At 49.2% G+C, this 12,475-nt stretch carries 8 protein-coding genes; 3 read left to right on the top strand and 5 right to left on the bottom strand.

Annotated elements, in window-relative coordinates:
* Positions 1 to 47 precede the first annotated feature (47 nt).
* Positions 48 to 2,498 (top strand): heavy metal translocating P-type ATPase, encoded by a 2,451-nt coding sequence (locus LAT77_RS09575; protein WP_290564341.1) that lies wholly within the window; start codon positions 48 to 50, stop codon positions 2,496 to 2,498.
* Between the two features lie 9 nt (positions 2,499 to 2,507).
* On the opposite strand, the gene LAT77_RS09570 is transcribed toward LAT77_RS09575, so the two are convergent.
* Both LAT77_RS09570 and LAT77_RS09565 read right to left on the bottom strand, forming a co-directional pair.
* Positions 2,508 to 2,954, bottom strand: coding sequence for a VOC family protein (locus LAT77_RS09570; RefSeq protein WP_290564340.1), 447 nt, complete (start codon positions 2,952 to 2,954; stop codon positions 2,508 to 2,510).
* Between the two features lie 2 nt (positions 2,955 to 2,956).
* Positions 2,957 to 3,682 (bottom strand): SGNH/GDSL hydrolase family protein, encoded by a 726-nt coding sequence (locus LAT77_RS09565; protein ID WP_290564339.1) that lies wholly within the window; start codon positions 3,680 to 3,682, stop codon positions 2,957 to 2,959.
* A gap of 156 nt (positions 3,683 to 3,838) precedes the next feature.
* On the opposite strand from LAT77_RS09565, the gene LAT77_RS09560 reads away from it, so the two are divergent.
* Together LAT77_RS09560 and LAT77_RS09555 are read left to right on the top strand one after the other, a co-directional pair.
* Positions 3,839 to 5,464 carry an FAD-binding dehydrogenase gene (locus LAT77_RS09560; protein WP_290564338.1) on the top strand — a complete coding sequence of 542 codons (1,626 nt, stop codon included), beginning with the start codon at positions 3,839 to 3,841 and terminating at the stop codon, positions 5,462 to 5,464.
* Positions 5,464 to 7,194 carry a thiamine pyrophosphate-binding protein gene (locus LAT77_RS09555; protein ID WP_290564337.1) on the top strand — a complete coding sequence of 577 codons (1,731 nt, stop codon included), beginning with the start codon at positions 5,464 to 5,466 and terminating at the stop codon, positions 7,192 to 7,194. The genes LAT77_RS09560 and LAT77_RS09555 overlap by 1 nt, the downstream gene beginning before the upstream one ends.
* A gap of 49 nt (positions 7,195 to 7,243) precedes the next feature.
* Here LAT77_RS09555 and LAT77_RS09550 read toward each other — a convergent pair whose 3' ends face one another.
* The 3 genes from LAT77_RS09550 to LAT77_RS09540 form a co-directional block, all read right to left on the bottom strand.
* Positions 7,244 to 10,261 carry a ligand-binding sensor domain-containing diguanylate cyclase gene (locus tag LAT77_RS09550; protein WP_290564336.1) on the bottom strand — a complete coding sequence of 1,006 codons (3,018 nt, stop codon included), beginning with the start codon at positions 10,259 to 10,261 and terminating at the stop codon, positions 7,244 to 7,246.
* Between the two features lie 108 nt (positions 10,262 to 10,369).
* Entirely contained in the window at positions 10,370 to 11,383 is a 1,014-nt protein-coding gene (locus LAT77_RS09545; RefSeq protein ID WP_290564335.1) for a WYL domain-containing protein, read from the bottom strand.
* A 136-nt stretch (positions 11,384 to 11,519) separates the two neighbouring features.
* A complete protein-coding gene (locus LAT77_RS09540; protein WP_290564334.1) occupies positions 11,520 to 12,434 on the bottom strand; it encodes a LysR family transcriptional regulator in 915 nt (304 codons plus the stop codon).
* Between the last annotated feature and the right edge of the window lie 41 nt (positions 12,435 to 12,475).

Raw genomic sequence — 12,475 nt, 5'->3', positions numbered from 1 at the left:
TCAAGGTTTATGGTTGATCTAAACTATTGTGCAGGAGCTCATTGTTTATGTCTGATCATCAAGTCAACACCATTCAAATTCCCGTTACCAAGTTAACCTGCGCAGGCTGCGTCAGAAGAGCGACGAGTGCCATTGACCAGGTCTCTGGCGTCGAAAATGTCTCGGTTAACCTAGCCACTGAACGAGCGCAGTTCAGTTATACTGATCCAGCAACACTTCCTGCGGTGGCGAATGCGCTCAAGTCCGCAGGTTACCCGACCCGCACCGAAAGTATTGAATTAAGTCTAATCGGCATGCATTGCGCTTCATGTGTCAATAAAATCGAAAAGTCTTTAGCCAAACTCCCCGGAGTACTTGTTGCTCGGGTTAATCTAGCCAGTGAAACCGCAACCGTCACTATGATTAGCGGCACATGTCCACCTGAACAGCTGATTGCCGCAGTAAAGGCAAGTGGTTATCAAGCTGAAGTTCACCGCTATGAGAACGGCGAGTCACAAGTTCAAAGCCAGAAGGCAAAAGAACTAAAGTCCTTACAACACTCTTTTTGGTTCGCATTTTTGCTGACTTTGCCTGTATTCGTGCTCGAGATGGGCAGTCATTTTGTTCCTGCAATTCACCACTGGGTTGAGCATAACCTCGGTCAAACCATCAACTGGAACTTGCAATTTATCCTCACCACCCTCGTTCTAGTAATTCCCGGCCGTCGTTTTTATCAAGTCGGTATTCCTGCTCTGTTACGCGGTTCACCCGACATGAATTCATTAGTCGCATTAGGGACCGCGGCGGCCTGGAGTTTCTCCGTCGTTGCGACCTATCTGCCCGGCATACTGCCAGACAATACCCAGCATGTTTATTATGAAGCCGCTGCTGTTATTATAACGCTCATACTGCTTGGACGTTTTCTTGAGGCGCGTGCCAAAGGCCGCACTGGTGACGCGATTAAACGCCTGATTGGACTACAAGCCAAACAAGCTCGAGTGCAACGCGACGGGCAATGGATTGACCTTGCCATCGAAGACATTCAAGTTGGCGATGTCATTCTCGTCAAGCCCGGTGAAAAAATCTCGGTCGATGGTATCGTCCGTGAAGGTGAGTCGTTTGTCGATGAATCCATGCTCACTGGTGAACCAATACCGGTCGCAAAAGCCGTCGGTGATAGGGTTGTTGGTGGCACATTGAATGGCAACCGAACACTGACGTTTGCCGCCGAGAAAGTGGGCGCTGACACCATGCTGGCACAAATCATTGCCCTCGTGGAGCAAGCACAAGGTGCGCGGTTACCGGTGCAGGCTTTGGTTGACAAAGTGACAGCTGTATTCGTACCGGTTGTCATCAGTCTCGCCGCCCTCACTTTTGTCGTCTGGATGATTTTTGGGCCGGAACCCGCTTTAACCTTCGCCATTGTCAATGCAGTGGCGGTATTAATCATCGCCTGCCCGTGTGCGATGGGCCTTGCTACTCCGGTATCCATTATGGTCGGGACCGGACGCGCTGCTGAAAAAGGAGTTCTCTTTCGCAAAGGTGAAGCATTACAAACGCTCAGAAATAGCCGCGTCATAGCCTTCGACAAAACGGGTACCTTGACCGAGGGTAAGCCTACCCTCACTGACTTTGTGGTCACGAATAGTTTTCAACGCGAAGATGCGCTGGCTTTAGTCGCAGCGGTTGAAAGCAACTCCGAACATCCGATCGCTCAGGCAATTGTTGCCGCGGCCGACGACGAAGGTATTGTGGTACCGGTTACAGATGCGTTTGTCAGTGTTACCGGTATGGGTGTCACCGCAACTGTTCGTGGCCACGAAGTGTTTGTTGGTGCCGATCGGTGGATGGTTGAGAAGGAAATCGATATCTCTGCATTCAATGAACAAGCTGAACGACTCGGTCACGAAGGAAAATCACCTTTGTATGTTGCCATCGACGGTCGCCTCGCTGCCGTCATTGCAGTTGCGGATACAATCCGTGAAGGTACTGCTGAAGCTATCTCTGCTTTTCATGACGCAGGCTTGAAAGTAGCCATGATTACCGGCGATAACCAGCGCACCGCGAAAGCTATCGCGCGGCAGCTGGGTATTGACGAAGTTATTGCTGAAGTAATGCCTGCGGGCAAAGTTGACGCCGTTCAGCAATTACGCCAACAATTTGGCGACGTTGCTTTTGTCGGCGATGGTATCAACGATGCACCCGCGCTTGCAGAAGCGAATACCGGTATTGCTATTGGTAGCGGCACCGATGTCGCGATTGAGTCGGCCGATGTCGTGCTCATGCGTGGTGACATCCGTGGCGTTGTCACGGCCTTCACTTTAAGCCGCAAAACCATTCGCAATATCAAGCAGAATCTGTTTTGGGCGTTTGCCTACAACACCAGCTTGATCCCCGTTGCCGCAGGCGTACTTTACCCGACTTTTGCGATCTTGCTTTCACCCATGTTGGCCGCTGGAGCGATGGCATTATCGAGTATTTTTGTCCTCACCAACGCGTTACGCCTGAAACGAGCTTAGCGCAAGCGTTCAACAAACTTCATCCGGTTCACCCGAGCCATCATGAGGATTCCAGACCACTTCCCAAAGATGTTGGTCTGGATCCTGAAAGACACCACCATAACCACCCCAAGCGAATCCTTTGGGGGGCCTAACAATCACAGCCCCAGCGTCTCGAGCTTGGGCAATAATGTCATCGACATGTGCACGCGTTGGCACATTATGCGCTAGCATAAACGCTGCCGGATCAGGCTTCGAAGCCGAAACATTGCATTCCTCAGCAATGCTTTTACGTGGCCATAAGGCAAGCTTTAAACCCGGCTGAAAATCAAAGAAAGCTACAGCCCCATGGTCAAGTTCAGAGCCGACAATCCCTTTCGTTTTTAGCCCTAAGCCATCGCGGTAGAAGACCACTGCTCGTTCTAAATCATCAACACCAAGCGTGACATAACTCATTGAATTTGAAAATTTATGCATGTTCACTGCCTCACTCGATCAGCAACTGCCTTGGCCCAAAGTTGGTAACCAACCGGCCCGGGATGAAAGCCATCACTGGCTATCACATCCGCTTGCAGTGGAAAATTAACATCGACAACCTCCACCATACTGTCAAGTTGAGCAACTCGTTGCAACTGAGCATTGAGGCGTTCTGCTTGGCGACCGAGATACCAGCGCAGAGGCTGCGGCAAGGCTGGGAAATGACGCATGGGCGGCACGGCTGTGAGGAGTATTTGCCGTGCAGAATATTTTTCTCGAAATAAGCGTACTAATGCCTGTTGCTGACGGAAGAAACGATAGTCCGCCAACCCACGAGTCACGTCATTTACCCCTAATGAAGTAATGACCAGATCAAACTCCTGTGTTTGGCGCAGATGCAATTTAATCAACGCAACCGCGCTAGTGTCACCGTTAGTTGCCCATAAAGTCCAATGAATATCATACTGTGGGAAGCGAGTCTGTAACTCACGCTCAAGACAACCCGCCAGTGCTTGTTGCTGGTTTTCCACACCCACTCCAGCTGCAGCCGAGTCACCACAAATAAGTATACGTAGTGACTTCGTGTGCTTAGAATCGTTGCTCGTCGCCGCGATGGTACCCAAACGACACCCAGTGGCTTCCGGTAACCGCGGGGTTTCTCTTTTCACGCGACGGCCTTGCACGAGAAGCACTGGCGCCAGCGCGAGCTTGACGAAAAAATTAAACATCAGTATTCATTTCCTCAGGAACATAAAGGGGCTGTCCTTATCCTACTATTTTGACGTACTAGCGCAAAATGTTAAAAATGAGTTAGCAATATCTGCTAAATTAAACTCAATAGATAAACCAATGCCTTCACAACTCGATTGAAGTGATTCGTGACGATGACTACAGAACGACATTATGAAAGCGACTGTTTGGTCGTGGGTGGTGGCCTCGCCGGCATTGTAACGGCGCTAGAGCTGTTAAACCATGGGAAATCCGTCACACTGCTCGACGCTGATCATGCAGAGGCGTTCGGCGGACAAGCGAATAACGCGTTTGGCGGCATGCTGTTAATCAATACCGATGAACAGAAAAAAAACAGAATCCATGACTCACCTGAGTTGTTATTGAACGACTGGTTAACCGCAGGTGAGTTTAATGACGACGATGTCTGGGGACAGCGCTGGGCGCGAGAATATGCCTACCACTGTAAAACGGACGTCTATGACTGGCTGCGACAGTACGGCATTTCTTTTTTTCCTGCCGTCCAGTGGGTAGAACGCGGCAACCACGGCAATGGCAATTCGCTGCCACGCTACCACATCGCGTGGGGCTGCGGCCGAGGTGTCGTGCAGACACTGATCAAACGATTACGCCAACATCAACATGCGAGTCGGCTGCGCATTTGTTTTCAGCACCGCGTAACCGGTTTATGCCGCGATGAGTCCAGTGGTCATATTATTGGCTGCACTGGCTCTTATTTAGATCAACCATTTGCAGTGAAGGCGGAGGCAACTATCATCTGCAGTGGCGGTATAAATGGTAATCTTGAGCGCGTGAAGCAACATTGGGATCCGTGTTACGGTCCCTTTCCCGAAAACATTCTAAATGGCGTTTCTCCAGCTGCTGACGGTAGTGTTCACGATCAGGTTGCGGCCGTCGGTGGTCAAGTCGTGAACTTGAATCAAATGTGGAACTACGCTGCTGGGATTAGTCATCCACAACCGCAATTTGAACGCCATGGCTTAAGTTTAATACCGCCGCGCTCAGCGCTCTGGCTCAACGCTTATGGTCAGCGAATTGGCCCTGAACCCATGGTCACCGGCTTTGATACTCACGATTTATGTAAACGCACCGGCAAACAGCCCGGCCAATACACGTGGCAAATCATGAACTGGAAAATTGCCGCAAAAGAATTAGCAATTTCGGGAACTGACGAAAACCCATTATTTCGTGACAAGAAGCTTTTACCACTGATTTGGCAAACTCTACGTGGTAATCACGCTTTGATCCGCTGGCTTGTCGATCACTGTGAAGACGTTGTCTGTGCTGATTCTTTGGCTGAGTTAGTGCCGAAAATGCAGCACGTCGCTGGCGATAGTCTGCTCAATCAAAGTGATCTTGAGCAAGCTGTCGAGTCTTATGACGCGATGATTAAGCGCGGCCCAACGTTTTGGAATGATGAGCAATTGCGCAAGCTGCAGCAGTTACGAAATTGGCGCAGCGACAAATTGAGAACCTGTAAATTTCAACCTATTCTTGACCCGAAAGCAGGCCCTTTAATTGCCATTCGCGAGCGCATCGTTAGCCGAAAAAGTATGGGCGGCATGTTGACCAATTTGGAGTCTCAAGTCCTGGATCATGCTCAACAACCGATTCCTGGCTTGTACGCCGCAGGTGAAGCTGCTGGTTTTGGTGGCGGCGGAATTGCTGGTATCCGCTCGTTAGAAGGAACGTTTTTATCCAACTGTATATTGAATGGACGTCGAGCTGCACAGGCCATTATTAAACGCGAGGCATTATAATGAGAAAATCAGGAGCTGCATTAGCTCGATACGCACTCGAGCAACTCGGCGTGAAACATACGTTTGGGATTCCCGGCGTGCATAATACCGAGCTTTATGACGAACTGAATGCATCTGAGCAGATCCAGCCCGTATTAGTTGCCCATGAAGGCGGTGGTGCTTTTATGGCGGATGCAGTGAGCCGCATGGGTGAGTCGATTGGAACTATGGTCATTGTTCCCGCCGCTGGCGTTACCCACGCGGCCAGTGGGATTGGCGAAGCCGGTCTCGATGGTATTCCCATGCTGGTGATTTCCGGTGGAATTCATAGCGAAAGTGGTCACAAGTATCAATTGCATGATATGGATCAACACACGTTATTGTCGCCCATTACCAAAGCAACATTTCGGATTGAATCACATGACGAAGTGATTCCGACCATTTACGAAGCCTATCGTATCGCCACGAGCGGTGAGCCGGGACCTGTTTTTATCGAGTTACCCTATAATATTGGTAATTTCCTTGGCGACATCGAGGGTATGCCAGCATTTAATACCCACGCTGCATCGGCTCAGGTTGACAAGACACTACTCAAACAGGCTGCAGACTTATTAGCGCAAGCCAAGAAGCCCGGCATCTTTGTCGGTTGGGGTGCCATCAATGCGGTTGATTCGGTCAAGGCGATTGCCGAACATTTGTCTGCGCCGGTTTGCACCACGCTTCAAGGGCTTAGTGCCTTTCCCGGCAACCATCCGTTACATACTGGGATGGGCTTTGGTGAATACGCGGTACCAGCAGCAACCGAAGCTTTCAAAGAGTGTGACTGCTTACTTGCTATCGGCACTCGCTTCGCCGAAATACCGACCGGAAGCTATAGCATGCCGGTTCCGGAAAAGCTTATCCACATCGATATCAACCCTGACGTTTTTAGTGCCAACTTCCCTGCGCAGATTGCCATACAAGGTGATGCGGCAAACGCCTTGCCTGTACTTGCAGAACTCATCACCACACAGAGCACGGCGCGCGATAATAGTGCGCTAAGCCAGCTCATTCTTGAACAAAAACGAGCTTACAATGAGGAATGGCTGGCTCACAAAAGTAACGGGCGGGTCAATCCAAAAGCATTCTTTAATAAACTCCGCTCAGCAATCGAAGACGACAGCATTCTTGTTGCCGACGATGGTAACCATACCTTTTTGATGGCGGAGTTAATGCCCGTTCATGGCCCTCGACAATTCATCTCGCCGAGCGATTTTAATGCGATGGGATACTGTGTTCCTGCAGTCATTGGTGCCAAATTAGCGCAACCCAATCGAGAAGTTATCGGTGTCGTTGGTGATGGCGCGTTGAAGATGACAGGACTAGAGTTAAGCACTGCCAGTCAACTTGGTCTTGGTGTCGTTGTTTTTGTCTTTAACGACGGTGAACTTTCACAAATCGCTCAAGCACAGCAGATTCCCTATAACCGAAAAACCTGTACCGTGCTAAAACCATTAAACATCAAAGCACTCGCAGAAACGACCGACTGTTCATTTTTCAGTCTCGAAAACAATCAAGCGATCGATTCAGTGATCGACAAAGCATTAGCGGCGGCGCGCAGCGGTGAAACTGTCCTTGTTGACGTGAAAATTGATTACTCGAAACGGACCCGGTTCACGAAAGGTGTTGTGAAAAGTACCTTGAAGCGGTTTACACCACGCGATAAATTTCGTGCGATAAGCCGTGCACTGATTCGTAAAGTAACCGGTTAACACGGACTTCCTTGCACTGAAGAACGACTATCTTTATTCAGTGCAAGGATTAATTACGACGATAAATACACACCTGATTACGTCCGTTCTCTTTCGCTTGATAGAGCGCCTTGTCAGCGTTAATCAGTAAGGTACTATGATCTTGCTGACCTTGTCGACACGCTAAACCAGCACTTAAGGTTGGCTTAATACCTTTTGCAATATCTGAGTAATCAGCGCTTTCTACCGCCAAACGAATTCGTTCACAAATTGCCAGCGCTTCTTTTTCAGTCGTATTCGTAAAGACAATCGCGAACTCTTCACCACCCCAGCGCGCTGCATAGTCCTGCTCACGAATATTCTCTTGAATTATTCTTGCCACACGAATGAGCACACGATCACCTGCTGCATGTAAATATGCATCATTGATCTGTTTAAAATGGTCGAGATCGACAATAGCTAAACATAGCGGATGATCCAGCTTTCGAGCTTTTGTTAGTGCGTTCTTCAAGTGCAAATCAAATGCTCTGCGATTCGGCAGATGTGTCAAAGTATCTTCATGCGCGAGCAGCTGTAGCTCTTTCGTTTGCTCACGCACTAACCGCTTGAGCTCATTTTTTGACCGCTCCAGAGACTTCAAGCGCGCATGCATTAATACATAAAAGAAGCCTATTAAACCGATAACAATAGCAGACCAAAACATCGGATATTCATAGAAACGAGCCGCGACGGTGAACCTATAACTGACTGACTCAGACCATTCAGAGCCAGGGTAGCGCGTTTGTACGATAAACTCATATTCACCTGAAGGTAAGGCTGTGTACTCCGAGTAGGTTTGCTGATCGCGACGAATCCAGTCCGTGTCAAAGCCACGCAACTGCACTCGATATTGCAACTGACGAGTCATTCGGTAACCGAGTCCACTGTAACGAAAGCCAATTCGCGCGAATCGGGCTGGCATATCTGCGGCCGCAGAAATCGGTATACCGTCAACAATCACACCATCAATGACGACAGGTGGCGGCATAATACCATGATCAACTAACTGCCTTGGATCGAGCCGCACCGCACCCTCGGCACTGGCAAACCATAGGTTACCTGCCTGATCACGAATCGACGACGGACCACCGCTATTAATCTGATTGCTCACCATGCCATCGGTACTGCCGAACAGGGTATAGCTAAGGGAGTGCAACCTACCAGCAAGAAGTCCATGCCACTGTTCTGCTTCGATTCGCACGATTCCTCGACTACTGCCCAGCCACAGCGATTCGTCGTCACTAAACGTCACTGAAAAGTATTTATCAAAAGGCAAGCCATCTGCTCTCGATATCCACTGCCAAGTTTCTGTATCTAATTCATGAACGAGAACGCCGCGATCCGAAGCAAACCAAATGCGACCAGCAAATTCATTAATGGCGAAAAAATTCTGCGCCACAGTAAATTGACTCAGTTCAATACTTTCGGCAGACCATTGGCCGGCATCCGTTTCGCGCAAGCGCGTTAACCCGGTAATTGAACCGACCCAAATCTGGCCGTAGCTGTCTAATTTAAGTGCGGACACAAAATCAGCTGTCAGGCCATTCGCCGCATTAAATTTTTGCTCAACTTGAAATTCATTGTCGACCAGCCGCAAGGCAAACAGTCCTTCCGGCGAGCCCGCCCAAACTAGCCCCTGCGCAGGGTCATAAACGACTGCGCGCACTTCTGGAAGTGATAGACCTTGGGCGCGGCCAAACTGAGACAGTACCCGGTCCTCTTCAAGTAATACGAGGCCATCCGTGTATGACCCAATCAACACGGCCGCATCACGATAAGGTGCAATACTAAGCGTCGAAATGCTTTCAAAATCAGGAGGGATGACTGGGTGTAAATTATTTCCTTCCACCCGAGTTAAACCTTCATTCGAACCGATCCAGATGGAACCATCGTGTGCTTGCTGCACGGCGCGAATGAAATTACCTTGCACGCCTTGGATACGTGTGAAACTGGTAAATAATGCATCACGTAATTGCGCTAAACCGCCGTGCGTGGAAACCCAAATATTCGCTTCTGAGTCCTGAAATACATCGAGAACATGCTGATTTGGTAAACCGTGTTCAACGGTAAAATAATCCACACCATGGTCACTAATACGGCCAAGGCCATGAGCAAACGTACCAAACCATAACTCACCTTGCATGCCTTGATGCAACGAGGTTACCACCCCCTCGAGTTGTTCTGGGTAGCGAGCGCATTGTTGGACATCTGGCGTACAAAAGTAGATGCCGGATGCACTGGCCGCAGCGATGTGCCCGGACTGTAATCGAATGACGTCACGATAAATTTCTTGTGGCAGGTGAGTAATACGGACAAATGTATCGATTTCAGGTACATAGCGCGAAACTCCGCGCTGGGTTCCAATCCAAACATCGTCATAATAGTCTTGGTCAACCTGATAATTATCTGCTGAATTGCCATGCAGCACGTGAACGCGAAAAGCGAAGCGATCGGGTAAGCCATCATTCACTGTGTATTGACGAACTGTACCATCGGGTAAATAACGAATCACACCCGCGCCCGAAGCAGCGGCCCAAACCTCACCTGAACTTGTAGTTGCGGTCTCATTAACAAAATCTGGCGCATTCGGTAATGCCTGCCAACGACCGTTACGATAATGGGTAATCCCACCACGAGGGCCAGCAGCAAGAACACCATAACCGGACTCATCGCGCTGAATATCAATGACGCCCGTTTCTTCCATTTCTAGTTCGACTAAATCATCGAAGACCTGAAATTCGCGGCCGTTGAAGCGAACGGGACCTTCCCATGTTGCCAACCACAGATAGCCGTCTTTTGTTTGCGTAATTTTATTGACCGAGTTATGCGGAAGTCCATCTCGGCTATTCCAGGTGGTTAGCGTATATTGCTTAACCGGCTTCTCAATAACTGGAAATTTTGGAAACGGAAATGCTTGAACATCTCCCTTCGCCAGAGCCGAAGAAGTAAACAAATTAACCAAGACAACAAAACTCAGCATGAGCCAGAGCAAAGAAAATCGCCCATGTCCAACTTCACGCAATTGACACTTTGTGGTTGATTCAAGCATTTGATTCGGCAAAAGTTCACACGACGATTGTTAATAATTAGTTGATTTTTACTATAGCAACCCTTTTGTTCACAACCAATGACTATTTCAATTCGCTCGACTATTTTTTTACTCAGTCAAATAGCGTTGACTCGCCTCTTGTAACCGATTCGAAATCTCTTCCCGCAACTCCGTCGGATGCACAACCTCAACCAATTCTCCAAGCGACAATAGCCACCAGCGTAACTGCCACGAATCATCAACTTTTGCGGAAAGCTCCGCCGGAATTTCACCATTGAGCAACACTTGCTCATTCGACAACGGTGACTCTGCTAAATTACGAGCAACTTCCTCGCTGAAAATTCGCAGCTTCAAGTCAAAGCTCTGGCCGCTGCCATAACTAAATGCTCCGTCCTGAATGTACCGCTGTAATGAGAATCCAACAGGGTTCTGCCGCGGCTCGTCCAACTCCGTTGCCTCGACAAATCGGTGCAACGCAAATTGACGCGCCTCATTATAAGGCTCTGCGATGGCCACTAAATATGTCATCGTCCGCCGCTGCACCAAACCTAAAGGGTGCAATTTGAGCTGCTTTTCGACATCACTTTTGAGCGAACGATAACTCGCTTGCAGACAACGCTCGTGCAGCAAGGCTGATTGAATTTGTTCGAGAACGAAGGGGTTAAGCTCTGGACTCACTTGCGGCAGCAATTGATTCACCACAGCAACCTTGTCTTGCCAAGAGGCTAATTTATGCTCTTCTTGTAGGGATTTAAGCTTGGCATGCGCTTGGCGGAAACGCGGCGTAATTGCGGTGAGTACACTCGCCGGAAGCAATGGCTTGATCAAGCTCTCAACCATAGTGAGTGACAGTGCTTCGGCCAGCGACAGACCTGGTAAGTCAACGACGGCATCGCGACTCCAGTACCAACCGAAGGGCTTACTTTTATCGTTACAGACGATAGGGAAGATCCGACTCAGCTCCGTGAGGTCGCGTTCAACACTCCTCTTGCTAATACTGAAACCTTCCGCGTCCAGTCGACTTGTAATCTCTTTTACCGTTAATCCCGGCGACCGCGACGGCAGGAATTTTAATATCTCCCACTGCCGAGCTAAAGTCATCCGCGTTCCATTTGCTGACATACAAACTCCATTTTTGTTTGCTTTCCTAAGCCAAATGTCATTTAAGCTTACTTAAATGAATTATCAATATTCCCATTCTGCATAAATTTTTATATGACGCCAAGCTTATTTAACCCTATCGTACAGTCACGTCATTTTACGTCGCAACATGTTTGAAATGTTCGCGAATCCATTTGATCTTCGGATCTCGGTGATAGCGGTCGTGCCAATACATATAAAAGCTCACCCGCTCTGCCGTTAGCGGTGCGGGCAGTTTGCGAATACATAACGCTCGCCCAGCTGCAATTTTCTCAGCGATGCGTGCCGGCAATGTAAAGATTAATCTGCTGTCTTCAAGAAAATCCGCAACTGACGTAAATCCAGCTAAACGCAGTGCAACGGTACGTTTTAAGCCGTGCCCTGCTAGCACCTGCTCCATACTCCCCGGGCCATGACCAGTGATTGAGACAAGTCCGTGCGGTGCCGCAGCATAATCCTCCGCTGTCATCGGCTGCTGTGCGAGTGGATGCGATTCAGCCATTAAACAAACCACTTCCATGTCATCGATTGGCCGGCGATGTAAGCTGTGCTGTGCACTCATCGGTGCCAAACCGCTAAGGCTAAAATGCACGATGTCGTTCTCCAGCATGGGAAACGAGTCGTTTTCCTGACGCACAATTTCGAATCGCATATGCGGAGCTTCGCGGCGAATTCGCCGAATCAGTTTCGGGACGTACAAGCCGATCTCCATATCTAACCCGGTTATACGGATGACGCTATCGTCAATCGCAGGATTGAACTCTGGTGGTTCAATCACACGCTCAATATCGCGTAAAGCTGTGTCCAGCTCTTGTCGAACAAGCTCAGCTCGAGCACTCAAGGCAAATCCTTGGGAAGTTCGCACGAGGAGCGGATCGCCCAACATTTCTCGTAACCGCCCAAGTGCGCGACTCACCGCCGGTTGACTCATCGCCAAACGCTCTGCAGCTCGCGACACGTGTTGCTCTTCGAGCAAAACATCTAACACGACAAGTAGATTCAAATCTAAGTTTCGTAATTTTTGACTTCGCATTATGCGCCCCGTGCATAGCTTTTATATAAATCATGCATTGG

Source organism: Aliidiomarina sp. (assembly GCF_022565475.1).
Taxonomy (GTDB): domain Bacteria; phylum Pseudomonadota; class Gammaproteobacteria; order Enterobacterales; family Alteromonadaceae; genus Aliidiomarina.
This window is presented reverse-complemented; position numbering and strand designations above follow the sequence as displayed.

Coding starts and splice junctions, on each gene's coding strand:
- LAT77_RS09575 (WP_290564341.1), top strand. CDS start 48: ATGTCTGATCATCAAGTCAACACCATTCAAATTCCCGTTACCAAGTTA.
- LAT77_RS09570 (WP_290564340.1), bottom strand. CDS start 2,954: ATGCATAAATTTTCAAATTCAATGAGTTATGTCACGCTTGGTGTTGAT.
- LAT77_RS09565 (WP_290564339.1), bottom strand. CDS start 3,682: ATGTTTAATTTTTTCGTCAAGCTCGCGCTGGCGCCAGTGCTTCTCGTG.
- LAT77_RS09560 (WP_290564338.1), top strand. CDS start 3,839: ATGACTACAGAACGACATTATGAAAGCGACTGTTTGGTCGTGGGTGGT.
- LAT77_RS09555 (WP_290564337.1), top strand. CDS start 5,464: ATGAGAAAATCAGGAGCTGCATTAGCTCGATACGCACTCGAGCAACTC.
- LAT77_RS09550 (WP_290564336.1), bottom strand. CDS start 10,261: ATGCTTGAATCAACCACAAAGTGTCAATTGCGTGAAGTTGGACATGGG.
- LAT77_RS09545 (WP_290564335.1), bottom strand. CDS start 11,383: ATGTCAGCAAATGGAACGCGGATGACTTTAGCTCGGCAGTGGGAGATA.
- LAT77_RS09540 (WP_290564334.1), bottom strand. CDS start 12,434: ATGCGAAGTCAAAAATTACGAAACTTAGATTTGAATCTACTTGTCGTG.